The following is a 24,420-nucleotide window of genomic DNA, read 5'->3' as shown; positions in this document are numbered from 1 at the left end:
AGAAGTTTTCCCGGCACCGTCAGGCGGTCCCAGCAGCGCGGGGACTGTTGTCCTCCCACTCGGCCGCCTGCGTCGGCGGGATGTCGTCATTGGGTGCGATGGCGTGCGGCCTACGCCGGATCCTCGACTACCGGACCAAGCAACCCTGTCGGCGGGCGCTCGCTTACCGTCTCAACCAGGGCTGATGCCAGCCACTGTGCCCGATCGGGCCGGGAGCAACAGGGTCGGGCCGCCTTCTCGGGCGGCAGACTCTCAGCCTTTGACGATGCCGGCGGTACGAGCGGCGGACAGCCATTGGGGAAACTCCTGCAGCAACTGGTCATAGAGCTCCGCGTCGGAGAGTTCCTTCGGTGACTGCCCGGCGGCGAAGAACCCGGCATTGTCGACCGCACGGCGGCCGGGCACCGGCAGGTCGTCCAGCTTGTGCAGGAAGCGGAACTCGTCGTCGCCGAATCCGATGAACTGCCAGAAGATCGGCAGCTTCGCGGCCGTACACAGCACATGTTCCGCAGCGGCCTTGGACGTGGGAGAGCCATCGGTCTGGAAGACGACAAGCGCCGGATCGTCCGCTCCGCTGGATTCGTAGTGGTCAATGACGGCCTGCATGGCGACGTGGTAATTGGTGCGCCCCATGTGTCCCATGGACTTGTGGAGAGGGTTGATGCGGTCCCGGTAGGCGTCGAGGCTGATCTCAGCCGTCCCGCCGATATCCGTCGAGAAGAAGACGACCGGCACCACTCCGTCGTCATCGAGGTTGGCTGCCAGAGCGAGAGTCTGCTCCGCCAAGTGCTGCACGGAACCGTCTCGGTAGTACGGGCGCATGCTCCCGGAACGGTCCAGCACCAGGTACACGGCAGCCCGCTGCCCACCGACATCGTGCTTGATCAACGAGACCGCGGCACTTTTGTAGAGGCTGACCAGCTCGGGAGCCAGGGCCGCGACCTTCTCCAGGTTGATGACCTCGGATGTGCTCAGCGGCTTGTCGTGACCGGTGTTGGGGCGCTTTCGATAGTCGATGGCCATGCGCCGTGATTATCCTCCAACCAACTGGCCTGCGTGAGCACTTGGCCTTATTGGACCAGTGCGGAACGAGTACGGGGCGGTCCCGGCCCCTGAAGGCGCGGTCCCGGAAACCGCTCACCGCTGGAGAGCCTGGGTCCCATCCGTCCCTTCAGTACGGCCGACAGCGATGGAGACGGGGGTGCAACGCCGCCGGGCAGGACTGAGGCTGTCGGCCCTGCCCGGCGCGGGTCAGCCGGCGGGCCGGGGCAGGACTTCGCCCAACTGGTCACACAGCCAGTCCAGTTGGGCAGGTTCTATGACCAGCGGTGGGGCGAGGCGGATGGTGGAGCCGTGGGTGTCCTTGGCGAGGATGCCGCGGTCGAGGAGGCGCATGCAGGCTCGGCGGCCGGTCATCAGGGTGGGGTCGAGGTCGATGCCGGCCCAGAGGCCTCGGGATCTGACGGCGATGGCGCCGTGGCCGACGAGGTCTTCGAGACGGGTGCGCAGGCGTTCGCCGAGTTCGGCCGCGCGTGCCTGGTATTCGCCGCTGCGCAGCAGCTCGACGACGGCGTGGCCGACGGCGGCGGCCAGGGGGTTGCCGCCGAAGGTGGAGCCGTGGTTGCCGGGGCGGATGACGTCGAGGATGTCGTGGCGGGAGACCACGGCGGAGACGGGGACGATGCCGCCGCCGAGGGCCTTGCCGAGGACGTAGATGTCCGGGGTGACCCCCTCGGCGTCGCAGGCGAAGGTGGTGCCGGTACGGCCGAGGCCGGACTGGATCTCGTCCGCGATGAACAGCACGTTTTCGCGGGTGCAGACGTCCCGTACGGCCTGGAGGTAGCCCGGCGGGGGGATGAGGACGCCGGCTTCGCCCTGGATGGGTTCGAGGAGCACGGCCACGGTGTTCTCGTCGACCGCGGCTTCCAGGGCGGCGCTGTCGCCGTAGGGGACGGTGCGGAAGCCAGGGGTGAAGGGGCCGAAGCCGTCGCGGGCGACCGGGTCGCTGGAGAAGCTGACGATCGTGGTGGTGCGCCCGTGGAAGTTGCCGTCGGCGACGATGACGGTGGCGCGGTCGGGGGCGACGCCCTTGCGCTCGTAGCCCCATTTGCGGGCGACCTTGATCGCGGCTTCGACGGCCTCGGCACCGGTGTTCATCGGCAGCACGAGGTCCATGCCGGCGAGTTCGGCGAGGTCGCGGCAGAAGGGGCCGAGGCGGTCGTTGTGGAACGCCCGGCTGGTGAGGGTGAGGCGGGCCAGTTGCTCCTGGGCCGCGGCGGTCAGCCGGGGGTGGCCGTGGCCGAAGTTGAGGGCCGAGTATCCGGCCAGGCAGTCGAGGTAGCGGTGGCCGTCGACGTCGGTGACCCAGGCGCCCTGGCCGGAGGCCAGCACCACGGGCAGCGGCTGGTAGTTGTGGGCGGTGGCCGTCTCGGCCAGGGACATGTGGAGCTGGGTCGCCGAGCCGGGGTGGGGCGCGCCGTGGGTGTCGGTGGTGGTCATGGTGCGGTCCTTGGGAGGGGAGGCGAAGGGCGCGGGGCGCCGGGGGTCAGGTGTGCAGTTCCGCGGCGCCGAGGTAGCCGGCGAGCAGGGCGTGGGCGACGTCCCGGATGCGGTCGTCGGGCGGCAGGAACGTGGGCGAGTGGAGCTGTTCGGTGCCCCCGTGGGTGCCCACGAACAGCATCAGTGACGGCAGTTGCGCGCAGAAGAAGGAGAAGTCGTCCGAGCCGGCGGACCGCAGGTCGTCACCGACGCGCAGGCCGAGCGGGCCGAGCAGCGGTCGTGTGGCGGCCGTCAGCGCCGGGTCGTTGTCGAGCACGGGCTCTCCGCGGGTGATGTCCACCTGCGCGGTGCAGCCGTGGGCCTGCGCCACCAGTCCGGCGACCTCGGCCAGCCGTGCGTGCAGGGTCTCGCGCTCGCGGTTGCCCAGCGCGCGCAGGGTGCCGCGGGCCTCGGCGGTGCCGGGTATGACGTTGGCCGCGGTGCCGGCCGCGAGGGTGCTGACGCTGAGGACGACGGGGGACATGGGGTCCGTACCGCGGCTGACCAGGCTCTGCAGGGCGACGACGATATGGGCGAGGGTGACGACGGGGTCGCGGGTGAGGTGCGGGTAGGCGGCGTGGCCGCTGCGGCCGTGCACGGTGACCGTGAATTCGTCGGAGGAGGCGTTGACGCCGCCGGGGGTGCAGGCGACGGTGCCGGCCGGCAGCAGGGGCTGCACATGCGCCCCGATCACCGCCCGGCACTGTTCGCGGTCGAGGATGCCGTCCTCGACGACGTCCTGGGCGCCGGAGGGGTAGGTCTCCTCTCGGGGCTGCAGGACGGCCAGCAGGGGGGCCGGGCCGCCCTTCCGGCCGATGGCACGGGCGAGGGCGGTGAGCGCGGCCAGGTGCACGTCATGGCCGCAGGCGTGCATGAGGCCGGGGTGTTCGGACGTCCATGGCGCGCTGGTCTGCTCCTGCACGGCGAGGGCGTCGAGTTCGGCGCGGACGGCGACGGCGGGGCCCGGGCCGCCGATCCGGACGACGGCGCCGGTGTCGGCGACCTTGGTGGTGGAGCCGGCGGGCAGTGCGGCGAGCACGAGGTCGCGGGCGGGGGCCTCGGCGCCGGACAGGCAGGGGCGGGCGTGGAGGCGGTGGCGCAGTGCCGCGGCGGCCGGGAGCTCCTCGTCGAGTGCGGCGGCCAGGGCGGAGAGGTGGCGGTCGGTCATGCCCGGTCCTCCAGCCGGTAGACGCGGCGGGCGTTGTCGTGGCCGGTCATGTGCACCACCTTGAGCGCTTCGTCGAGGTCCCACTCGCCGCTGTCGATCCAGGCGGCGAGGGTCCGGGCCATGCCGCGGCGCCACAACAGGGCGCCGAGATGGTGCAGTTCCGGCGGCCCCCAGGCGTCGGAGGAGAAGAGGATCTTGGCGAAGGGGGCGAGTTCCAGGGATTCGGCGATGACGGCGTCGGAGCGCATGCCGGTGTAGTTGATGCCGAGGCCGACATCGAAGTAGACGTGCGGGAACACCTGGGCGAGGTAGCCGGCGTTGCGCTGGAAGGGGTAGCAGTGCAACAGCAGCAGGTCGGTGCCGTACGGTTCCACGTTCTTGATGAAGCGGGTGAGCAACAGCGGGTCGCAGCGGTGGAGTTCGACGTCCGGGTCGCCGTATCCGGCGTGCAACTGGATCGGCAGACCGCGGTCGACGCCGCACCACAGGGCGAAGCGCAGCAGCACCGGGTGGCGGACGCGGACGGGGCCGGTGGTTTCGCACTCGGCGAGCCAGGCGCCGGCCGCGGCGATCACCTCGTGGTCCTCGGGGCGGCCGGGGTCGAAGTCGAAGCCGTGGCGGTAGGCGACGATGCTCTTGAGGCCGACCGCGGTGGCCGTGCGGGCGGCCAGGGTCTCCCGGAACCGGTCGGGGAGTTCGGCGGCGCTGACACCGGTGCGCGCCACGTCCTCCAGTACGGTCTCCAGGCGCACCACCTCGTCGACGGGGCGCCCGGAGGCGGCCGCCATGCCCTGGGGGTCGAGGATGTCCTCGCCCTTGTAGCCGGTCTCCAGCAGATAGTGGCCGATGCCGGAGGCGTCGAGCAGTCTGCGGTTGACCTCGTCGGTGCCGAGTTCGGTGCGCCGGGCGACGTACGTCTCGGGGTCGGCGTGCGGTTCGAGGCCGAGGACCGGGGCGCACCAGCGGCGGACGGCGAAGCCGATCTGCGAGTCGAACTGGGTCATCCACGGCGGGATCGGGCGGTCGGACTCGGTGAGCATCTGCTCCAGGGCGGAGCGGTCGGCGTCGTGGCGGAGGGCGCCGTGGACGTGGTGGTCCACCAAGGGGAGCCGGTCGATCTCCGCCAGGAGTCGTTCAGTAGACACGTCGGACCTTTCGAATGCGTGCGGCGTCGTCCAGGCCGTCGAGCTGGGCGAGTTCGGAGCGTTTGACCGAGAGCTGGGTGGCGAGAAGCTGTGGGTCGAACCAGGAGCGGACGGTGTCGTCCTTCTCCAGGGCTTCCAGGGCCTCGTCGAGCGTGGTGGGCAGGGGCGGCGCCATCGCGAGCACGGACTGGTCGGTGTCCTCGGGCCACACGGTGGGCTCGTCGTAGTCCCCGGTCAGGCCGGCCAGGCCGGCGCGGATCAGGACGCCCAGGGCGAGCCAGGGGTTGGCCGTGGCGTCGGCGGCGCGGTATTCGAGGTTGAACTGGGCGGCGGGGCCGGAGCCGCCGAGCTCGGTGGTGGGGCAGATGCGCAGCAGCGCCTCGCGGTTGCGCTCGGCCAGGAACGCCCCGCCGGCGCTCCACCGGTTCGGGGTCAGGCGCAGGAAGGACACCGGGCTCGGTGCGGTCAGCGCGGTGAGGGCCGGGGCATGGGCCAGGACGCCGGCGCTGAAGCGGGCGCCGAGGGCGGAGAGCCGGCCGGGGCGATGCGGGTCGTAGAGCACGGGGCGGCCGTCGGCGTCGCGCAGACTCAGGTGGAGGTGGACGCCGTTGCCCACGCCGTCGGTGTCCAGGAGGGGGGCGAAGGTGACGGGCAGACCACGGCGGCGGGCCAGGTCGCGGACGAGTTCCTTGAGGAGGACGGCCCGGTCGGCCGCGACCGCGGCGGGGGCCGGGCGCAGGGTGACCTCGAACTGGCCGTCGCCGTACTCGGGGATCCAGGTCTCCGGTTCGAGGCCGGCGTGTTCCAGCAGGCGCACCAGGTCGGTGCCGAACGGCTCGGCGTCCCGGAAGCGCCGCAGGGAGAACGGGGCGCTCTCGGGGAGGTTGTCGAGCACGAATTCGTGCTCGAAGGCGGCGACGGCCTCCAGTCCGGTCCGTTCGCGCAGCTCGGAGAGGGCGTCGCGCAGGAAGGTGCGGGGGCAGCAGGCCCAGGGCCGGCCGTCCGGCAGCCGTTGGTCGGCGAGGTAGAGCAGCATCCCCGGGGTGGTGCCGTCGGCCGGGATGCCGGCGGCGGTGCCGGGGTCGGGGAGCAGCCGCAGGTCACCGCGGGAACCGAAGACGTTGTCGGGAGCGATCGGTCCGAACGAGGAGATCGCGAGGTTCGCGGGAACCCAGCCGGTGCCGCTGCGCAGGACCCCCTCGTGTTCGGACGGCGGCACGGCCCGTCCCCGTACCTGGCCGGCCAGGTCGCAGGTGGCGACGAAGACGGTCGCGTAGTCGTCGGTGCGGGAAGTCATGGAGTCACCTTCATGCTGTCGGCGGCGGGCGGTTCGGGGCTCTGCTCCTGGCGGTCGCCCTGCCCCCCGTTCAGCTCACTGGTGAGGCGGGCGCCGATGCGCCTGGCCAGGGAGGGGGCAAGGAGGACGACGGCGAGACCGGTCGCGCACCAGGCGGCGGCGATCCAGGGGAAGTAGGTGTAGGGCGCGCTCTGACCGGTGGACTGCTGGTAGAAGACGAAGCAGAGGTAGCCCAGACCGGCCAGCGGGATGACGAGTTCGCGGCGGGGTATGTGGCCGCGGCGGGAGAGGGTGAAGACGATCACGCCGACCCCGGCCACGGCGTAGACGACCAGGACGCACAGCACGCCGATGGTCGCGTACCAGTAGTAGGCGTCGAAGGCGCTGGTGCCCACGCCGTACATGACGGCCGTGAACACGGCGGCCACGGCGCCGCACAGCCACAGGGCCCTGGTGGGAGAGCCGGTGGCGGGATCGGTGCGGGCGAGCGCGGCCGGTCCGAAGCCGTCGCGGGCCAGGGCGGAGACCATGCGGGCAGCGGCGGCGGACGAGGAGAGGGCGGCGGCGAAGGCGGAGGCGACCGCGGTGAAGGCGACGACGAGCGAGAACCAGGTGCCGAGGTAGCTGCCGGAGAGCGTCACCAGAGCCGATTCGGACCCGGCGAACTGCCGCACGCCCGCGCCGTCGGTGCCGAACCCGATGGTCTGGACGAACATCATCAGGACATAGAGAACACCGGTGAGCAGCACGCTGCCCGCCAGGGCGCGCGGGATGTTGCGCTTGGGGTCGTCGGTCTCCTCGCCCAGTGAGGCGCACGCCTCGAAGCCGGCCCAGGACAGGAAGGCGAAGACGGTCGCGGTCATGATCGCGCCCCAGGAGGCCGCACCGGGAGTGAAGACCGCCAGGTCGAGGGTCTGGTGGCGCGGTGCCGAGCCGGTGCCGGTGCGCCCGATGACGACGACGGCGAGGACCAGCATGGCCGCGATGCCGATGCCTTCGGCGACCAGCAGGGTGCGGGCGGTGAGCCGGGTGTCCCGCGAGTTGAGCAGGGTGACGCCCAGGGCGGCGACGACCGCGACGGCCACCCACGGGCCGGTGGAGTGCACGCCCAGCGCGTGCAGAAACGCATGGGCGAAGACCCCGGTCGCGGCCAGGGTGCACACGAGGAAGGCGAGGTAGGCGCCGAGCAGCGCGAAGCCGCCGAAGAAGCCGGCGCGGGGACCGATGGTGGCGCCGGCCAGGGCGTAGACGGAGCCGGCGTGGTGGAAGTGCTGGGTCAGCCGCCAGAAGCCGTAGCCCACGAGGCCGACGCCGAGCAGGCCGAGCAGGAAGACCAGCGGCACGGCCTGGCCCACGGTGGCCGCGACGCCGGCGCCGTTGAGTCCCATGGCCAGGGTCGGGCCCATGAGGCCGACGGAGAGGGCCAGGGCTTCCCACAGGCGCAGTTTGCGTGAGGTATGAGGATGATCGGGCACGACGACTCCCGAGCAGAAGGGGGCCGCACGGTGTGGCCCGGGACACCCTCATGAAACGTTCGTTGCAAGTCGCGCGTCAAGAGCCACGTTGAAATGAATTTTTCAGGAGCTGTCGGCCTCCCCGTGCCGCGCCTCCCCGCGCCACGCCTCCTCCGCGGCCCGCATCCGCTCCTCGGCCGGCGGGCCCAGCCGGGCGTGCACGGCCGCGACCAGGGTCTCCACGAGCGCCGTGGGCGCGACGATGCTGTCGAACGGGCTCGGCGCCTCCACCCGCGCGGGGAGCACCACGTCGGCGAACTCGGCCACGGGCGACAGCCACGGGTCGGTGACCAGCACGACCTTGGCGCCGCGTTCGTGCGCGTACCGGGCGAGCTGCACGGTGTCGTCCTGGTAGCGGCGGAAGTCGAAGACCACACACACGTCCCGCCGGCTCAGGTCGACACGGAAACCCGCATCGCGCCCCGGGGCCCCGGTGTGCACGAAGGTCCCCGGGCGCAGCAGCCGGAGGTGCAGGTCGAGATACTCGGCCAGCAGCTGGGAGAACCGGCCGCCGAAGCAGGCGATCCGCTTGGCCGGGTCACAGAGCAGGCCGACCGCCCGGTCGAACTCCTGCTCCGGGAGCGCGGCGAACGTCTGGTCCAGCGTCGCACCGCTCACCTGCTGCGCCGCCTCGACCAGTTCGGACGTGGGCGAGTCCTTGCCGATCACCGGAGCCAGGGTCAGCGGCGAGGCATGCCGCGCCTGCACCTCCTCACGCAGCGACTGCTGGAAGTGCCGGTAGCCGTCGAACCCGAGCCGGGCGACGAACCGCACCACGGTGGGCGCACTGACCCCGGCCTGGGAGGCGAGCCCCGAAGCGGACTCCAGCCCGGCCGCCGGGTAATTGGCCGTCAGCGCCCGTGCGATCCGCCGCTCGGCAGGAGACAGGCCCCCCTCGGCGCGCCGCACCCGCTCGGCCACGGTGGCCCCCAACCCGGGCTCCCGGCCTGCCTGCTCCGGGTCCGTGTCAGCCTTCGCTCGGTCGCTGTGATCTGTGGCCCGGCCAGCCATTCGCGTCCCTTCTCCGCACTGCGTGACGCAACGATCGTTACACACGGCCAGGTATCCCGTCGTAACGGGAGAGGGGGGCAGGCAGCACGTATCCGGGCGACGGAGATCCGTCGCCCGGATACCTGAGCGGGTGTGCCGATGCCCGCGTGGTGTGTCCGGCCGGAGGGCAGGGTCAGGCGGCGACGGGCGCGGCGATGCGGTCGTGGTAGGCGCGCAGGGTGCGCGCGCTGTTCCAGCCGAGAGCGCCGACGACGCGGTCGCCTGCGTAGTAGAGCGCGACGAACTTGCCGTCCTGTGGGTCACCGTCGACGTAGGCGACGCGCGCGTCCATGGGACACCAGCCGTGGAACTGGATCTTGGCGGTGTACTGGTCGGTCCATCCGAACGGGACCGGCGCGTACGGGATGGCTTCGGCGGGGCCGGCCAGGAGGTTTCTGGCGGCGGTGAGCGCTTGCTGGGTGGCGTTGGTGCGCTGTTCCAGCCGGGCCCGTTCACCGGTGAGGGGGTGCGGCCAGTTGGCGACGTCGCCTGCCGCATAGACCCCGGGGGCGACCTGGCAGGTGCTGTCGCACAGCACCCCGTCACCCAGGGGGAGCCCGGAGTCGGCCAGCCAGTCGACGGCCGGTTCCGAGCCGATGGCGACCACGACCAGATCGGCGAGGAGCGAGGTGCCGTCGTCGAGTTGCACCGCGGTGACCCGGCCCGCCGTACCGGTCAGGCCGGTGACCTTGCGGTTCATGTGCAGGCTGACCCCGTGTTCCTGGTGCATGTCGGCCACCAGCCCGCCTATCTGGGGGCCGAGTTGCCTGGCCAAGGGGGTGGCCTCGACATCCACGAGGGCGACGTCCAGGCCGAGGCCGCGGGTGGTGGCGGCGATTTCGGCGCCGAGGAATCCGGCGCCGATCACCACGACGCGAGGCGCGGACAGCAACTGTGCGCGCAGCGACAGCGCTTCGTCGAGGGTGCGCAGCACGTGCACACCCGCCAGGTCGTGGCCGAAGGGCAGCCGGCGGGGGCGCAGTCCGGTGGCGATGATCAGGCCGTCGTAGTGCAGCCGGTCCCCGTCGTCCAGGGTGACGGTACGCGCCGTCGGGTCCAGGTGGGTGGCGCGGCAGCCCAACTTCAGGTCCATCCGGAGCCGTTGCAGGTCGGCGTCCTGCCGCAGGGTGGTCTTGTGCGGTTCCAGCTTGCCGGACAGGACGTGCTTCGACAGCGGTGGGCGGTCGTACGGCGGGCGCAGCTCCTCACCGACCATGGTCAGGGTGCCGGTGAAGCCTTCGAGCCGCAGGGCGTCGGCCGCGGTCAGGGCCGCGGCCGACGCGCCCACCAGGACGATGTGGTCCATGGCGGGCACTACTTCACCACCTCGATGGCCAGCGCGGGACAGAGAAGGGCGGCGTTCTCGACCCGATCGCTCAGGTCGTCCGGCGGGGAAGGGTTGAGCAGGACGACGATGCCGTCCTCGTCGCGCTGGTCGAAGACCTCGTCGGCAGCCAGCACGCACTGCCCTGCGCCAACGCATTTGTCCTCGTCAATGATGATCTTCATCGGGCGTTCCGCTCCGTATCAGTGGGACTGCGATCTGATGGCAGCCGTGACCTTCCCTCAGGCACGGCTCCGTGGCTGCTGCCGGCTACCAGGTCACGGGGAGTTCGTGGACGCCGTAGACGATCGTGTCGTGGCGCATCGGTACGTCCTCCGGCGGCACCGCGAGCCGCAGCGTGGGGAACCGGTCGAACAGCGCACCCAGAGCCGCCTTCATCTCCACCCGGGCCAGCTGCTGCCCGAGGCACTGGTGGATGCCGTGACCGAAGGCGAGGTGGGATCCGAACCCCCTCGTCACATCCAACTGCTCGGGGTCACCGGGGATCACCGCCTCGTCGCGGTTCCCCGAGGTCAGCGAGGCAACCACCCCGCTGCCGGCCTTGATCAGGTGTCCGTGGAGTTCCACGTCCTCAAGAGCGGTACGGCGCGCGCCGTACTGAACGATGGTGAGATACCGCAGCAACTCCTCGACAGCGCCGTCCATCAGCGTGGGGTCGGCGCGGAGCGCCGCCAGCTGCTCGGGGTTCTGCAGCAGGCACATGGTGCTCAGCGCGATCATGTTCGCGGTCGTTTCATGGCCGGCGACCAGCAGCAACGTTCCCACGCCGGCCAGTTCCTCGTCGGTGAGCTCGCCGGACTCCACCAGCTCGCCGAGGATGTCGTCGGTGGGCTCGACGTGCTTGGCCCGCACCAGTCGGTGGATGTGCGACCGCACCGCCTCATGGGCCTCCTGCCGCTCTTCCTGGCTTACGGTGAGGTTGAGCATCCTGGCCGAGTTCCGCTGGAACTCCTCGCGGTCGGCGTAGGGCACTCCGAGCAGCTCGCAGATCACCAGGGAGGGAACCGGCAGGGCGAATTCCTGCACGAGGTCGACCGGGGACTCGGCCCGGGCCATCGCGTCCAGCCGCTCCGCGACGAACTGCTCCACTGCTGGGGTCAGTTGCCTCATCCGGCGCACGGTGAACTGCTTGGTGAGCAGCCGGCGGAACCGGGTGTGCTCCGGCGGTTCCATGTTGATGAAGAATCCCGGGGGCGTCGTATATGTGTCGCCGTCCCGGGTGTTCCCCAGCCGGGGGCCTCCGCTGCCGAACCGCGGGTCTGCGAGTACCGCCCGGACGTCCTCGTGGCGGGTGACGATCCAGCCCGGCTGACCGTCGAGGAGGGTCATTTGGGTGATCCCCTCCTGCTCGCGCAGTGTGCGGTACTCCTCCGGCGGGTCGAAGGGGCAGGTCCGCACCCTGGGCTGGGGCTTGATGGTGGGCTGTTCTGCGGTCATGACGGAGTCCTTTCCAAGGAGCGGGTGGTGTCGGTGCTCGGGGGGCTGTAGACGCAGCGGTGCGTACCGACGCAGCGTCGGTGGACGCGCCAGCCCAGCAGCGTGCTGAGCGCCATGACGACGGGGCCGAAGGTTTCGACCGCGCCGAGGGCGACGGCCTGGCCGGAGAGGAACAGCGAGAGCTGGATGGCGAGCATCGCGTAACTTCCGGCCATCACCACCAAGTTGCCCCTGATGAATCCCCGCCGGCGCACCCGGCAGCGGCGCCATCCGGTCTTCTCACCGGTGATCAGGCCCACCGCCAGACCCAGCGGCGGCCATCCGAGGAGCAGCAGCACCGGCGTCGCCACGGCCATCACGCAGTGCATCACCAGGCTCGGGGCGAAGAAGGCGGTGGCCTGTCCGGTGCCTGCGGCCAGCGCGCCGCCGATACCGACGACGCCGACGATGCCGAGCGTGCGCCACACGGATTCTCTGCGTACCAGCCGGAAGATGCAGCCCGCGGCCCCGAGCGTCAGCGCGACCGTCAACGCGACGGCCACCTGATGGGTCAGCGACAGGCTCAGGGTGAATCCGAGGATGGGCGCCACGTCGATGATCCCGCTGCGCAGCCGTCTGCGGATCATGTCCCGGGCAGCGTCGTCACTGCCGGTTTCAGGGGGTGCTGAGCGGTCCACGGCTGCTCCTGCCTTCTCGGCGACGGTGGTCGTCGGGCTGTCCTGCCTCAAGAGAACCCACCCCGGCTGACCCGCCCCGGACGCCCACCTGACCGTTTCCTGACAGCCGGCGAATCCCGTATGCCTCCGCAGATCACGGTCCCGCGTACACCGGGCGTCGGCCGGTCCGCGGCGCAGGGAACCCGTGGGCGCGGGCGCGCGTTGTCGTCGCAGACGCGGCACCTCTGACGGGTTGTCGCGGACGTGGCCTCCCCCGATTGGTACCTGTCATGCACTCCGCCTCACCTGCCACCGGGCTGTCATTGCCCCGGGGGACCGGCCAGCGGCTGCTGGTCGTGGACGACGACCCGAGGATGCTGGAGCTGCTGGAGACGACCCTGAGCCTGGCGGGGTACCAGGTGACGACCGCGGACCGCGGTGCTGCGGCCCTGCGCGCCTACGACGCCGATCCCCCGGATCTGGTGGTGCTGGACGTGATGTTGCCCGATATGGACGGGTTCGCGGTGTGCCGGCACCTCGTCAGGAACGGGGCGCGGCTGCCGGTGCTGTTCCTGACCGCGCGCGACGCGGTGGAGGACCGGGTGGCCGGATTCGCCATGGGCGCCGACGACTACCTCACCAAGCCGTTCAGCGTCCCCGAGCTGCTGGCCAGGGTGTACGCCTTGCTGCGCCGGGCCGGCACGACCGCCGACGAGCCCAGCCCGGTCCTGGGCTTCGCGGACCTGACCGTGGACGAACGCAGCCGGCGGGTCCGCCGCCGGGACTGCCTGATCCCGCTGTCGCCGACCGAGTACAAGCTCCTGCGGTACTTGCTGGTCAACGCCGAGTACGTGGTCTCCAAGGAGCAGATCATGGACCACGTCTGGCAGCACCACTTCAGCCACGGCGTCGTCGAGAAGCTGGTCTCCCGGCTCCGGGCGAAAATCGACGCCCACACACCGCCCTTGATCCAGACCGTCCGCGGATTCGGCTACAGTCTGCGCCTCCCCGGGGACGCCTGACATGGCCGGCGCACGCCTCGGCTCCCTGCGGGCCCGTCTCATGGCGGGAGTCGTCCTGCTGGCCGCCCTGGGCATGGTGGCGGTCAACGCGACCTCCCTCATCGCCCTGCGCTCCTACCTCATCAATGCCGCCGACGCCAAGCTCGCCAACGCCCGCGACGGCATCCGGCACCGCAAGCTGGACCGCCCCACCCGTACGATCAAGGCCGGCCTCCTTTCCCAGACCCCCGGCGGGTTCTACGCCGCGCTGCTCGACGAGCACGGACGAGTGGTCGCACAGACACCGGCAAAGAACCTCAACGGCACGCCCGCACCCGTGCCCGCCCTCCCGACGCCGGTCCCGGACGGATTCGCCGAGCACCCCGTCACCCTGCCGACCCGGGAAACACCCGTACCGCGATACCGCACCCTCGCCTTCCCCGTCGGCCCGCACGCCACGGTCCAGCCACGGCCCGGCGCCCCGGCGAAGCCGTTCCGCACAGTGGTGATCGCCGAGAGCCTCGGACCCACGGACGACGTGGTGTACTGGCTGATCGGCGCCGATGCCGTGGCCACCCTGACGGCGCTCGGCGCCATCGTCCTCCTCAGCCACGGTGTGCTGCGCTTGAGCCTGCGGCCGCTGCGCGACGTGGCCACGACGGCGACCGCGATCGCCGAGGGCGACGTGGACCAGCGCATCGAAGTCACCAGCCGCCACTCCGAGATCGGTGAGGTCGCCACCGCCCTCAACCGCGCGTTCGACGAGCGGCAGCACTCCGAGGAGCGGCTGCGCCAGTTCGTGGCCGACGCCTCGCACGAACTGCGCACTCCCCTGACCACGATCCGCGGCTGGGCCCAACTGCACCTGCACGGCCTGGCCCGGGACCCCGAACTCGTCGAGCGGGCGATGCTGCGCATCGAGGACGAGGCATCCCGCATGCACGGCATGGTCGAGGAGTTGCTGCTGCTCGCCCGGCTCGACCAGGGCCGCCCGCTCGCCGCCGCACCGGTCGACCTCGGCAAGCTCGCGCAGGACGCCGTCGCCGATGCCCGCGCCGTCGACCCCGGCAGGCCGATCACCATCGAGGAGCAGGGCGAGACCTTCGCGCACGGCGACGAGGACCGGCTGCTCCAGGTACTGCGCAATCTGCTGGACAACGCACTGCGCTACACCTCACCCGGCACGCCGATATCCGTCACGGTGCATGCGCCGGACGGCCCCCACGTCGAACTGCACGTCACCGACCAGGGACCCGGCATGGACCCCGACACCGCCGCCCGGATCTTCGAGCGCTTCTACCGCGGCGACGCCTCCCGCACCCCCGGCAGCGGCGGCACGGGCCTCGGCCTGAGCATCGTCAAGTCGATCGCCGAAGCACACGGCGGCACGGTGACCGTACGCACCACACCGGACGAGGGCAGTACCTTCACCGTCACCTTGCCCGCCTGCATACCGAGCGGCCCGGCGCCTGCGTGCCAGGCGACGGGCAGCAGGCGGGAGTTCGACGACAGGGCCTAGCCGTCAGCAGGGGCAGGAGGAATGGCGCCGAGGAGGTTCGGGATGCCGCAGGCCGAGGCGAGGAGGTCCGCATAGGCGCTGAGTACCTGTCGGGTGCCGTTCAGGGCGCTACGGAGGCGGTCCGCCTCGGGCCAGGCGCGTTCGTGGTCGCGGCGGGAGCGGTCGGCGGGCCGGCGGCTTTCCCAGTCCTCCAGCGCGGGGTGCCAGCTGGCCAGCAACGGCCGTAGTCCGTAGTTGAGCATCGCGACCGCCAGGTAGCCGAAGTTGTACTGGCCGTCCCGCTTGGGCTCGGCAATCTGGGGGCCGTGCCTGCGCAGGATTTCCCGGGTGCTGCCGAACAGCGAGTACAGGCTCGTCAGTGCCTCTCGCAGCAGGCCTTCGTCCGCCCGCATCGGCACCACGGAGACACGGGTGACGAGTTCTACGTACAGCTCCCAGGCCGCACGTCGTTCCGCATCGTTCGGCTCCCAACTACCGGCGATCTCCAGCATCGGCAGCTTCAGCCGTACGTCCACGGTCTTCGGAGCCCGCCCCATCACAATCCCCTCTTCGGTGTCCATCGGCGACCTGCACATTCTCCTGCGTCGCCCACGCTATACGCGGGATGATTGCCGCAACACGACACGACCAGCACATGGTGACTCGGGGGGCCGCAATGACCGACGCCACGCAGCAGTTCTTCATCAGCTACGCGGGGCCGGACCGCCCATGGGCCGAATGGGTGGGTTGGCATCTCGAACAGGCGGGCCACCAGGTGGTCCTCGACGTGTGGGACTGGCGCGCCGGGGACAATTTCGTGCACCACATGGACCAGGCCCTCGAACGGGCTGACGCGGTCGTGGCCCTTTTCTCCAAGTCCTACTTCGCCCCCGAGCGATGGACCGATGACGAGTGGACCGCAGCAGTGGCCCGAAGGGACCGCGTCATCCCGCTCGCGCTCGAACCCATCACCACCGCTGATGTGCCCCCTCTCCTGGCCGCGAAGCTCCGCAAGGACCTCCATGGCCTGGACGAGACCACGGCCCTTGCCACCTTGCGTGAGGCGGTCAACGGCGGAGCCCGCCCCACCAGCCCGCCGCCCTTTCCCGGCACCACTCCGGCCGACGACTCGGCCGCCGTCTCACACGGCACGAAGCCTCGGCTGCCCAGTACCACCGGTCAGCCCGATGTCTGGAACGTGCGCCGCCGCAACCCCGACTTCTCCGGTCGTGAGGCCGAGATCGCGCAGCTCCGCGACGGGCTGCTCAGCGGGCAGCAGGCTGTGGTGCGCGCGCTGCACGGGATGGGCGGTGTCGGCAAGACCCAGATCGTGCTGGAGTATGCACACCGGTTCGCCGGCCAGTACGACGTGGTGTGGTGGGTCGACGCCGAACAGGACGACCAACTCCCCGTCCACTACACCGAGCTGGCCGACCGACTCGGCATCGCCAAACCCGAGGCCGGGTCCGAGCACAACGCCCGTGCCCTCCTGCAGCACCTGCGCACGGAGCAGCGCTGGCTCCTCATCCTGGACAACGCCGAGAACCGTGAGCAGATCGACCCCTGGCTCCCCGAGGGCTCCGGCCATGTCGTGATCACCTCACGCAACCCGGACTGGCGGGGTATCGCTCACCAGACCGGCTTGGACGTCTTCAGCCGCGCCGACTCCGTCTCCTACCTCAGAACCCAGATTCCCAGCATCACCTCCGAAGAGGCGGACCTCCTCGCCAGGGATGTCGGCGACCTCCCCTTGGCCCTCGCACAGGCCGTGGGCGTCATCGGCAGCGGCATGACCATCGACCGCTACCTCCAGCTCCTCACCACCAACACGGCACGGATTCTGGAAGAGGGCGACGCCCCCGGCTACCCGGCGCCGCTGGCCGCCGCGGTGGGCATCGCCACCACAGGCCTGGAGAGCGACCACCCCGAGGCCGCGGCTCTGCTCCGTCTCGGTGCCTTCTTCGGGCCCGACCCCATCCCCACGAGGTGGCTGGAGAGCGCGCGTTCACGGCTCTCCACCATCCCCGGTGACCCGGGCGATCTCATGTGGCCGCACGCCGCCCTCCAGCCGCTCAGCCGTTACGGCCTGGCCCGCCTCGACCACGAGACCTTCCAGATCCATCGCCTCACCCAGGCGGTTCTCCGCGACCACACCGGTCCCGAAGAGGCGGGAAAGATCCGGCGCGATGTCGCTACCGTCCTCAGCAGCATCGACCCGGGCAACCTGGAAGTACCGGATGCCTGGCCCGCCTGGGCCGCTCTGGCCTCTCACCTCATCGCCCATCACGCCGTCCTCGCCGATCGGCCCGAGCTACGGCCCCTTCTGCTCAAGACGGCCTTGTTCCTCATCCGGAGCGGGCAGCCACGCAGCGCACTGAGCCTCACCACGCCCCTACGCAAGGTGTGGGCAGGCGAATTGGGGGAGGATCACCCCGACACTCTCAACTGCACGCAGTACCTCGGTCACGCAACGGCCGATGTGGGAGATGTCGTCGGCGCTCTGACGTTCGTCGAGGACACCCTCGCGCGCCGCCGACGCCTTCTCGGTGACGACCATCCCGACACCCTGCAGTCCGCGAACGACCTGGCCGCCACTACATCGAGGTTGGGGAAGCACGCAGAGGCCCGCCCGATGTACGAGGACACCCTCCGACGACGACAGCACACCCTCGGCGACAACCACCCCGACACCCTGCAATCCGCCCACAACCTCGCCAGCGCCCTGCACGAGGCCGGGGACCATGTCGAAGCCCACCGCATGCACGAGGACACCCTCCGACGACGACAGCACACCCTCGGCGACGACCACCCCGACACCCTGCAATCCGCCCACAGCCGCGCCATGGCCCTGCACAAACTCGGCGAAACCGAGGAGGCCCACCGCATGCACGCGGACACCCTCCGACGACGACAGCACACCCTCGGCGACGACCACCCCGACACCCTCGAATCCGCCCACAACCTCGCCGCCACCCTGCACAAACTCGGCGAAACCGACAAGGCCCGCACGATGTCCGAGGACACCCTCCGACGACGACGGCACACCCTCGGCGACAACCACCCCGACACCCTGCAATCCGCCCACAACCTCGCCGTCGCCCTGCACGACCTCGGTGAATCCGACGAGGCCCGCACGATGTTCGAGGACGCCCTCCGACGACGACGGCACACCCTCGGCGACGACCACCCCGACACCCTGCACTCCGCCCACAACCTCGCCACCACCCTGCACAACCTCGGCGAAACCGAGAGGGCCCGCCGCATGGACGAGGACACCCTCGCGCGTCGACGCCACACCCTCGGCGACAACCACCCCGACACCCTGCAATCCGCCCACAGCCTCGCCGTCACCCTGCACAAACTCCGCCGGTATGCAGAGGCGGCCCAGCTACTTGAAGAGACGCGCGACCGCCTACGCCGCACGGTGGGCGATGACCACACCCGTACCGTGGCGGTCACCGAAAGTCTGGCCCACACCTGGACCGCCATGGGAAAGCGATTTGCCGCCCAGCGTCTCCTGACGGGTCAGCGAAAGCAGGCCAAGCGCCGACTCGACCGGAAGAAGAAGCGCCGGTAGCCCACAGGGGAAACGGCGTCCAAGACGGTTGTCTGGGCGGTGAGTTCGACGCCGTCACAGCAGCATTCCGGGGCTGTTTCCCTCATCGGAGTGGTTTCGACCCGGTCGCGGCACGGCCGCCGGTGTGCGTCGCGTTCACTCTCTGCAGGTCGCGCAGTGTGCGGGCCAGCAGGCATACGCCGAGACACGCAGGGGTGCACCATGACAGACGGGACAGTTCTGTTCGCGGTACCGGAGCTCCCGGAGAGCGGAGGTACCGGGGCCGAGCAACTGCGCAGAATCGGCAAGGAGTTGGAGGCCCGCCGTTTCGAGGTGCGCTGGGCGTCCACGGCCGAGGACGCGCAGGCGGTGCTGCGCACCGAGGCGGGCCTCGCCGCCGCCGTGGTGGACTGGGGGCTCCCGGAGGGCAGCAAGGCCACCGACGAGCCGGGCGGCGCCGACGTGCTGCGCCAGATCGGCCAGCGCTTCCAGAATCTCCCGGTCTTCCTCGTCACGGCCGGCGAGGACCTCGAACATCTGCCGCTGTGGGTGGCGGAGACCGTGATCGGCTACATCTGGCCGCTGGAGGACACCGCACGCTTCATCGCCGGACGGGTCGCCGGCGCCGCCCGCGGCTACCAGGAAGAGCTGCTGCCGCCGTTCTTCAAAGCCCTGCGCCGCTTCGACAACGCACACGAGTACTCCTGGCACACCCCCGCCCACTCCGGCGGCGTCGCCTTCCTCAAGTCCCCGGTCGGCCGGGCCTTCCACGACTACTTCGGGGAGCGGCTGCTGCGCAGCGACCTCTCCATCTCGGTCGAGGAGCTGGGCTCGCTGTTCGAGCACACCGGCCCGGTCGGCGCGGCGGAGCGCAACGCCGCCCGGGTCTTCGGCGCCGACCGCACCTACTTCGTCCTCCACGGTGACTCGACCTGCGACCGCATGGTCGGTCACTTCAGCGTCACCCGCGACGAGATCGCGCTGGTGGACCGCAACTGCCACAAGTCGGTGCTGCACGGCCTCGTCCTCTCCGGAGCCCGGCCGGTCTATCTGGTCCCCACCCGCAACGGATACGGGCTGGCGGGCCCGCTGCCGCCCGCCGAGATCGAGGCGCGGTCGATCGCGTCCCGGATCGCCCGCAACCCGCTCGCCCAGGGCGCGGTGTCCACTGAGGCCCCGTACGCCGTGCTGACCAACTCCACCTACGACGGCCTGTGTTACGACGCCCTCCAGGTCACCCGGGCCCTCGCGCCCAGCACACCGCGGCTCCACTTCGACGAAGCCTGGTTCGCCTACGCCCGGTTCCACCCCCTCTACGCCGGGCGCTACGGCATGGCGGTGGGCCCCGACACCTTCCCCGGCCCCGACCGGCCGACCGTCTTCTCCACCCAGTCGACCCACAAGCTGCTGGCCGCGCTGTCGCAGAGCGCCATGGTGCACGTCAAGCCCGCGCCCCGGGCGCCGGTGGAGCACGACCGGTTCAACGAGGCGTTCATGATGCACGGCACCACCTCGCCGCTGTATCCGATGATCGCCTCCCTGGACGTGGCCGCCGCGATGATGGACGGGCCCCAGGGCCGCTGGCTGATCGACGAGGCGGTGACCGAGGCCATCCGCTTCCGCCAGAGCGTGGTCCGCATCGGCCGGCGCATCGCGGCCGCCGATGACCGGCCGGACTGGTTCTTCGGCGTCTGGCAGCCCGAGTCCGTGGTCGACCCCGCCTCCGGGGAGCGGCTGCCGTTCGCCGACGCCCCGGCGGAGCTGCTGCGCACCGAACCCTCCTGCTGGCAGCTGGAGCCCGGTGCCGAGTGGCACGGCTTCGCCGGCCTGACCGAGGGCTACTGCCTGCTCGACCCCGTCAAGGTCACCCTCACCTGCCCCGGTATCGACGCCGGCGGGCGGATGGCCGACCTGGGCATCCCCGCGCGCGTCCTGACCGCCTATCTGGCCACCAGGAACATCGTGGTGGAGAAGACCGACAGCTACACCACGCTCATCCTGTTCTCCATGGGGATCACGAAGGGCAAGTGGGGCACCCTGATGGACGCCTTGATGGACTTCAAGACGCTCTACGACGAGGACACCCCGCTGGAGCGCCTGCTGCCCGAGCTGGTCGCCGCGCACCCTCAGCGCTACACCGGCCAGACGCTGCGCGCGCTGTGCCAGGAGATGCACGACCATCTGCGCGAGGCCCGGCTGGTCGAGCTGCTCGACACCGCCTTCCAGGAACTGCCCGAGCCCGTCACCCCGCCCCAGCACTGTTACCAGCAGCTCATCCGCGGCGGCACCGAACGGGTCCGGCTGGCCGACGCGGCCGACCGGATCGCCGCCGCCATGGTCACCGTCACCCCGCCCGGCATCCCCGTCCTGATGCCCGGCGAGAACACCGGCACCCCCGACGGGCCGCTGCTGCGCTATCTGACCGCCCTGGAATCCTTCGACCGGCGCTTCCCCGGCTTCCACAGCGAGACCCACGGCGTCACCCTCGACCCGGACACCGGCGACTACCTCATCGAATGCGTCCGCCGGATCCCGGCGCAGCAGGCCGGACGCGCCGCCGAGACCCAGGCCGTGCCGGCGTCGGCCCCGGCCGGCTCCCTCCGGTCCGCGGACTGACACCGGGGAGCGCATCAGGACCTGTGTCAGGCCGCCCGGGCGATACGCCCACGGTCTCGGTCGGCCGCCGCGTCGTACGACCGCAGGGTGAGCGAGGATCCGTCGGCCGGGCGACGTCCGGCCGACGGATCCGTACCTACAGTCGTGGGGATCGACCGGAGGGCCCGGGCTCGGGCGGCCGGACAGCGCACGCAGAGCACGGAGAGCCGAGGCTCATGACAGACCGGAACCCCCCGTCCCGCTCCTCCCGGGGCACCCTCTTCCTCATCCTGCTCGGCTTCCTCGTGGCGGCCCTGGTGGTCGGCGGAGTGCTGTGGGCGAGAAGCAACATCACGTGGATCAAGGAGCAGCGGGGCGGGAACGGCTGGTACCTCACCTATGAGGGCAGGTCCGTCCGCGGCGAGGACCGGGCCGCCACCGTGCGCTACCGGTACAGCCCCGATCAGTTCAAGACGAAGCACCGCGACGAACAGCTCGGCTCCACCAAGCTTCCGTGGAGCACCAAGGTCGTCGTCAACACCGGCGCCGAGGCCCGCGTGGAGGTGACTCCCGCCGGGGACGGGATCGCGTCCTGCCGCATCCTGCTCGACGGCGTCCGGGTGGTCGCCAAGGGGACGTCTCCAGGCCCCGGAATGCCCGCGGTCTGCGATGTGATCACCAGTAGTACGCCGGAGAAGTGGCCGCGCTGAGGCCACCGCGCCGACCGGCTCGCCCCCACGGTCGCTCCCCTCCCGACCGTGGCCGAAATCTGCACGCGTGGCGGGGAGCGCGGGGGTGGCGCTCGGGGGTGGGTGGTTGTGCGCGGTGGGGGGTGGCGTGCGGCGAGGGTTCGGCAGGAGCGCGTCGGGACGGGCCGGCGTGAGGGGCACATGACTGAAGCCCCTTCATGCCCCTTTGCTACTGCGGGCAACGCCCAGGTTGGGACTTGACTTTGGTCATCGCGATTCAGTCCTGGTTGTTGGGTAAAGACTGACCCATCCCGTTCTCTGGATATGCCAACGTGAAGCGTTGGCGGCATGTGCTTGGAGGCGAACCATGGCCGCCCGACCACTCGTCGCGCGTCAGACCAACCAACGACTGCGGTCGCTCATCCAGGAAGCCTCACTGTCCAACTCCGCGCTGGCGCGCCAGGTGAACGTCTTGGGAGAGGCCCAGGGTCTGGATCTGCGGTACGACAAGACCTCCGTGAGCCGGTGGCTCAGTGGTCAGCGGCCACGGGGCCGGGTGCCGGCCATCATCGCCGAGGCGCTGAGCGGCAAGCTCGGCCGTACGGTCTCGACGGAAGAGATCGGCATGGCCAACGGCAACAGCGTGACCTGCGGGGTCGGTCTCCACTTCGCCGCCACGGTGGACGACGCACTGGAGCAGGTGCGTGAACTATGGCATATGGACGCGGAATCCCGGGGGCTTTTGTCACGTTCGGCCATGACGGCGTCGGCCTTGGTCGAACCCAGCCGGGACTGGCTGATCAGCTCCCCGGACCCGCAGGTGGCGCGCCACCGGCAGCTGGGGCCGCGGGTGGGGATGACCGATGTGGAGCTGGTCCGGGCGACCACCCAGGCGCTGGCCGAGCTCGATCACCGGGTGGGCAGCGGCTATGTCCGGCCCGTGGTGGTGTCCTGCCTCAGCAGCGTGCTGTCCGGGCTGATGGCCGGGAGCTACGGGGAGACGACGGGACGGCAGCTGTTCGCCGCGGCCGCCCGGCTGACGGAGCTGGCCGGGTACACCGCCCTGGACATCGGGCAACCGGGCCTGGCCCAGCGGTATTACATCCAGGCACTGCGGCTCGCGCAGGCCGCGGACGACCGGTGCTACGGCGGCTATGTGCTGGCCGCCGGGCTGAGCCATCTCGCCGTCGGCGCGGGCTGCTCCCGGGAGGCGGTGCAGCTCGCCCGGGCCGCGCAGGAGGGCACCCGGGGCCGGGCGCCGCTGTCGGCCCAGGCGATGTTCTACGCGACCGAGGCCCGCGGCTACGCCATGCTCGGGGACGCCAGGATGTGCAAAATACTGGCGGACAAGGCCATGGAGGCGATGACGCAGGTCGTCCCCGGTGACGGTCCCGAGTGGATCGCGCATTTCGACCGGGCCTATCTGGCCGACGAACTGGCGCACTGCTACCGGGATCTCAAGCAGCCGCGGCCGGCCGCCCGCCGGGCCGAGGAGGCGCTCGCCCGGCACCCGCGGACCCGGGTGCGCCGCCGGGCCATCGACCTGCTGCTGCTCGCCACGGTCTTAGTGCAGGCCGGTGACGTCGAGGAGGCCTGCCGGGCGGCGATGGAGGGGGTGGCGCTGCTCGGCAGGCTGAAGTCGGCGCTCGGGGAGCGGTATCTGCAGAACTTCCAGGACGAGCTGCGGCCGTTCGGCGACACCGAGCCGGTGCGCGCCTTCGACACCCTCGTCCTGGAGAGCGGGATGCGGGTGTCGCGGTGAGGGCGGTGCGGAGGGGCCGGTCGTCCGGGTACCGACGGCCGGAGGGCTCGTCCCGGCTCGCGGGGAGGCGGTGGGGAGCCGGTGCCGGTCCGGCCGTCGGCGGGGGGAGCCCCCGAAGGGGTGCAGCGGCGGTGTACCGGTCGCCGGCTGGCGATCCGCGCGGCCGCTTGGGGTGTTCGGTCGTGGGCTGCTCACCGGCTTCCCCCTTGCGGAAGCGGGCGTGGCAGCGTGGCGGCCGCGGAAAGCGGCCTCAAGGGCGTTACGGCGCCATGCGCGGGTACACACCGGCCGCCAGCGGCACCGCCGCCCAGACGGTGCAGCTGCTGTCGGCCTCGATCCTGCGGCCCCAGCGCGAGGAGAACGTGGCGACCAGCTCCAGACCGCGGCCGTGCTCCTGTTCCCCGCCCGGGTGACGCACCCGGGGCACCGACGCCGAACCCCCGCGGTCGTGCACCTCGATGTGCAGCAGTTCCTCCGACCTCCATATCCGGCAGGTGACACGGGTGCCGGCGGAATACTGGATCGCATTGGTGCACAGTTCCGACAGGACGAGCAGCATGAGGAAACGGGTGTCGTCGTCATGGATCCGTTGTCCGTCGAGCCAGGCGCGGGCCAGGCTCCGGCACACCGGCACCGCCCGTTTCAGGGCCGGCAGCCTTAGCTCCAGACGCGGCGTGGAACTCCAGCAGTCGGCGGGAACGACCTCTTCCCTTTCCCTGGGCCAGCTCGCTATGTGCCGGACGGTCACCATGACTTCGGCCGAATGCATTGTGGTGGGTAACATGACTACCCCTTTCCTGTGTACCTCATGGACTTCGATGTCGCTTTCGCCTCATGAAGCACTGCCAGCGGCATCGTTCGGGCGATCCGAGCGGCCTTCGAAGTGCGCCGCACCGCCGGTGCGTACCGGCCCGCTTTCGGCTTTGCTTTCCCCTGTTGATTCAAGCAGTGCGGCTGTCCGCCCGGAAGGCGCACAGTGCAGCAGAGGAAGCAGCCGGGGACGGCGCGAGGTGAAATACTATGACCATAAAAAAACGGATGCGCCTTTCCGGCCAATACAATTGACGGAAAGACGCAAGGGCCGCAGCAAGGCGGCGGCGAGAATGTATCAGGAATCCCGCCGGTTTTGAATGGGCAGCGCCGAAGTTCTTCGGCGGCGGGCTGGGAGG

General features: G+C 70.7%; 19 protein-coding genes. 6 read left to right on the top strand and 13 right to left on the bottom strand.

Features of this window, described 5'->3' with window-relative positions; genetic code table 11:
• Nucleotides 1-252 precede the first annotated feature (252 nt).
• From CPH93_RS22700 to CPH93_RS22650, 11 genes are all read right to left on the bottom strand, one after another.
• A complete protein-coding gene (locus CPH93_RS22700; protein WP_173909868.1) occupies nucleotides 253-1,023 on the bottom strand; it encodes a vWA domain-containing protein in 771 nt (256 codons plus the stop codon).
• A gap of 228 nt (nucleotides 1,024-1,251) precedes the next feature.
• Entirely contained in the window at nucleotides 1,252-2,499 is a 1,248-nt protein-coding gene (gene rocD / locus CPH93_RS22695; protein ID WP_096213908.1) for an ornithine--oxo-acid transaminase, read from the bottom strand.
• Between the two features lie 46 nt (nucleotides 2,500-2,545).
• A complete protein-coding gene (locus CPH93_RS22690; protein WP_096213907.1) occupies nucleotides 2,546-3,706 on the bottom strand; it encodes a M20 metallopeptidase family protein in 1,161 nt (386 codons plus the stop codon).
• Nucleotides 3,703-4,851 carry an amidohydrolase family protein gene (locus CPH93_RS22685; protein ID WP_173909867.1) on the bottom strand — a complete coding sequence of 383 codons (1,149 nt, stop codon included), beginning with the start codon at nucleotides 4,849-4,851 and terminating at the stop codon, nucleotides 3,703-3,705. Before CPH93_RS22685 ends, CPH93_RS22690 begins: the two co-directional genes overlap by 4 nt.
• Complete coding sequence (locus CPH93_RS22680) at nucleotides 4,841-6,148, bottom strand: glutamine synthetase family protein (protein WP_096213905.1); 1,308 nt, start codon at nucleotides 6,146-6,148, stop codon at nucleotides 4,841-4,843. Before CPH93_RS22680 ends, CPH93_RS22685 begins: the two co-directional genes overlap by 11 nt.
• On the bottom strand, nucleotides 6,145-7,623 hold the full coding sequence (locus CPH93_RS22675) for an APC family permease (RefSeq protein WP_231976928.1): 1,479 nt from the start codon (nucleotides 7,621-7,623) through the stop codon (nucleotides 6,145-6,147). Before CPH93_RS22675 ends, CPH93_RS22680 begins: the two co-directional genes overlap by 4 nt.
• A 102-nt stretch (nucleotides 7,624-7,725) precedes the next feature.
• The gene (locus CPH93_RS22670) at nucleotides 7,726-8,595 is read right to left on the bottom strand and encodes a MurR/RpiR family transcriptional regulator (RefSeq protein ID WP_096213904.1); all 870 of its coding nucleotides are present in this window, start codon (nucleotides 8,593-8,595) and stop codon (nucleotides 7,726-7,728) included.
• A gap of 250 nt (nucleotides 8,596-8,845) precedes the next feature.
• Nucleotides 8,846-10,018: an NAD(P)/FAD-dependent oxidoreductase gene (locus tag CPH93_RS22665; protein WP_096215546.1), complete on the bottom strand. Its 1,173-nt coding sequence runs from the start codon at nucleotides 10,016-10,018 to the stop codon at nucleotides 8,846-8,848.
• An 8-nt stretch (nucleotides 10,019-10,026) separates the two neighbouring features.
• Nucleotides 10,027-10,221 carry a ferredoxin gene (locus CPH93_RS22660; protein WP_093483287.1) on the bottom strand — a complete coding sequence of 65 codons (195 nt, stop codon included), beginning with the start codon at nucleotides 10,219-10,221 and terminating at the stop codon, nucleotides 10,027-10,029.
• Nucleotides 10,222-10,306: 85 nt separating this feature from the next.
• Nucleotides 10,307-11,494 (bottom strand): cytochrome P450, encoded by a 1,188-nt coding sequence (locus tag CPH93_RS22655; protein WP_096213903.1) that lies wholly within the window; start codon nucleotides 11,492-11,494, stop codon nucleotides 10,307-10,309.
• Nucleotides 11,491-12,222, bottom strand: coding sequence for a DUF3159 domain-containing protein (locus CPH93_RS22650; protein WP_231976927.1), 732 nt, complete (start codon nucleotides 12,220-12,222; stop codon nucleotides 11,491-11,493). The genes CPH93_RS22655 and CPH93_RS22650 overlap by 4 nt, the downstream gene beginning before the upstream one ends.
• 218 nt (nucleotides 12,223-12,440) lie before the next feature.
• Here CPH93_RS22650 and CPH93_RS22645 point away from each other — a divergent pair, with 218 nt between their 5' ends.
• Entirely contained in the window at nucleotides 12,441-13,172 is a 732-nt protein-coding gene (locus CPH93_RS22645; protein WP_173909866.1) for a response regulator transcription factor, read from the top strand.
• 1 nt (nucleotide 13,173) lies between these two features.
• Nucleotides 13,174-14,670: a sensor histidine kinase gene (locus tag CPH93_RS22640; protein WP_093483291.1), complete on the top strand. Its 1,497-nt coding sequence runs from the start codon at nucleotides 13,174-13,176 to the stop codon at nucleotides 14,668-14,670.
• Here CPH93_RS22640 and CPH93_RS22635 read toward each other — a convergent pair.
• On the bottom strand, nucleotides 14,667-15,230 hold the full coding sequence (locus CPH93_RS22635) for a hypothetical protein (RefSeq protein ID WP_096213901.1): 564 nt from the start codon (nucleotides 15,228-15,230) through the stop codon (nucleotides 14,667-14,669). The two genes, CPH93_RS22640 and CPH93_RS22635, sit on opposite strands and share 4 nt — an antisense overlap.
• Before the next feature lie 95 nt (nucleotides 15,231-15,325).
• Between CPH93_RS22635 and fxsT the strand changes: the two genes are divergently transcribed.
• The 4 genes from fxsT to CPH93_RS22615 all read left to right on the top strand — a co-directional run bounded on the left by fxsT (nucleotide 15,326) and on the right by CPH93_RS22615 (nucleotide 23,251).
• Complete coding sequence (gene fxsT, locus CPH93_RS22630) at nucleotides 15,326-18,226, top strand: FxSxx-COOH system tetratricopeptide repeat protein (RefSeq protein ID WP_096213900.1); 2,901 nt, start codon at nucleotides 15,326-15,328, stop codon at nucleotides 18,224-18,226.
• A 201-nt stretch (nucleotides 18,227-18,427) separates the two neighbouring features.
• A complete protein-coding gene (locus CPH93_RS22625; RefSeq protein WP_096213899.1) occupies nucleotides 18,428-20,821 on the top strand; it encodes an Orn/Lys/Arg decarboxylase N-terminal domain-containing protein in 2,394 nt (797 codons plus the stop codon).
• Nucleotides 20,822-21,036: 215 nt separating this feature from the next.
• The gene (locus CPH93_RS22620) at nucleotides 21,037-21,510 is read left to right on the top strand and encodes a hypothetical protein (protein ID WP_096213898.1); all 474 of its coding nucleotides are present in this window, start codon (nucleotides 21,037-21,039) and stop codon (nucleotides 21,508-21,510) included.
• 346 nt (nucleotides 21,511-21,856) lie between these two features.
• The gene (locus tag CPH93_RS22615; RefSeq protein WP_093483296.1) at nucleotides 21,857-23,251 is read left to right on the top strand and encodes a transcriptional regulator; all 1,395 of its coding nucleotides are present in this window, start codon (nucleotides 21,857-21,859) and stop codon (nucleotides 23,249-23,251) included.
• A 259-nt stretch (nucleotides 23,252-23,510) separates the two neighbouring features.
• Here CPH93_RS22615 and CPH93_RS22610 read toward each other — a convergent pair whose 3' ends face one another.
• The gene (locus CPH93_RS22610; protein ID WP_231976926.1) at nucleotides 23,511-24,035 is read right to left on the bottom strand and encodes an ATP-binding protein; all 525 of its coding nucleotides are present in this window, start codon (nucleotides 24,033-24,035) and stop codon (nucleotides 23,511-23,513) included.
• Nucleotides 24,036-24,420 lie beyond the last annotated feature (385 nt).

The sequence above is a fragment of the Streptomyces sp. 2323.1 genome (assembly GCF_900221035.1).
Classification (GTDB): domain Bacteria; phylum Actinomycetota; class Actinomycetes; order Streptomycetales; family Streptomycetaceae; genus Streptomyces; species Streptomyces sioyaensis.
The sequence above is the reverse complement of the archived record's forward strand: the minus strand, read 5'-3'. Positions and strand labels throughout refer to the sequence as shown.

What these genes read in the sequence shown, in the direction of transcription:
- CPH93_RS22700 (WP_173909868.1), bottom strand. Translation starts at nt 1,023, where the DNA reads ATGGCCATCGACTATCGAAAGCGCCCCAACACCGGTCACGACAAGCCG.
- rocD (WP_096213908.1), bottom strand. Translation starts at nt 2,499, where the DNA reads ATGACCACCACCGACACCCACGGCGCGCCCCACCCCGGCTCGGCGACC.
- CPH93_RS22690 (WP_096213907.1), bottom strand. Translation starts at nt 3,706, where the DNA reads ATGACCGACCGCCACCTCTCCGCCCTGGCCGCCGCACTCGACGAGGAG.
- CPH93_RS22680 (WP_096213905.1), bottom strand. Translation starts at nt 6,148, where the DNA reads ATGACTTCCCGCACCGACGACTACGCGACCGTCTTCGTCGCCACCTGC.
- CPH93_RS22665 (WP_096215546.1), bottom strand. Translation starts at nt 10,018, where the DNA reads ATGGACCACATCGTCCTGGTGGGCGCGTCGGCCGCGGCCCTGACCGCG.
- CPH93_RS22660 (WP_093483287.1), bottom strand. Translation starts at nt 10,221, where the DNA reads ATGAAGATCATCATTGACGAGGACAAATGCGTTGGCGCAGGGCAGTGC.
- CPH93_RS22655 (WP_096213903.1), bottom strand. Translation starts at nt 11,494, where the DNA reads ATGACCGCAGAACAGCCCACCATCAAGCCCCAGCCCAGGGTGCGGACC.
- CPH93_RS22645 (WP_173909866.1), top strand. Translation starts at nt 12,441, where the DNA reads ATGCACTCCGCCTCACCTGCCACCGGGCTGTCATTGCCCCGGGGGACC.
- CPH93_RS22640 (WP_093483291.1), top strand. Translation starts at nt 13,174, where the DNA reads ATGGCCGGCGCACGCCTCGGCTCCCTGCGGGCCCGTCTCATGGCGGGA.
- CPH93_RS22635 (WP_096213901.1), bottom strand. Translation starts at nt 15,230, where the DNA reads ATGGACACCGAAGAGGGGATTGTGATGGGGCGGGCTCCGAAGACCGTG.
- fxsT (WP_096213900.1), top strand. Translation starts at nt 15,326, where the DNA reads ATGACCGACGCCACGCAGCAGTTCTTCATCAGCTACGCGGGGCCGGAC.
- CPH93_RS22625 (WP_096213899.1), top strand. Translation starts at nt 18,428, where the DNA reads ATGACAGACGGGACAGTTCTGTTCGCGGTACCGGAGCTCCCGGAGAGC.
- CPH93_RS22620 (WP_096213898.1), top strand. Translation starts at nt 21,037, where the DNA reads ATGACAGACCGGAACCCCCCGTCCCGCTCCTCCCGGGGCACCCTCTTC.
- CPH93_RS22615 (WP_093483296.1), top strand. Translation starts at nt 21,857, where the DNA reads ATGGCCGCCCGACCACTCGTCGCGCGTCAGACCAACCAACGACTGCGG.
- CPH93_RS22610 (WP_231976926.1), bottom strand. Translation starts at nt 24,035, where the DNA reads ATGTTACCCACCACAATGCATTCGGCCGAAGTCATGGTGACCGTCCGG.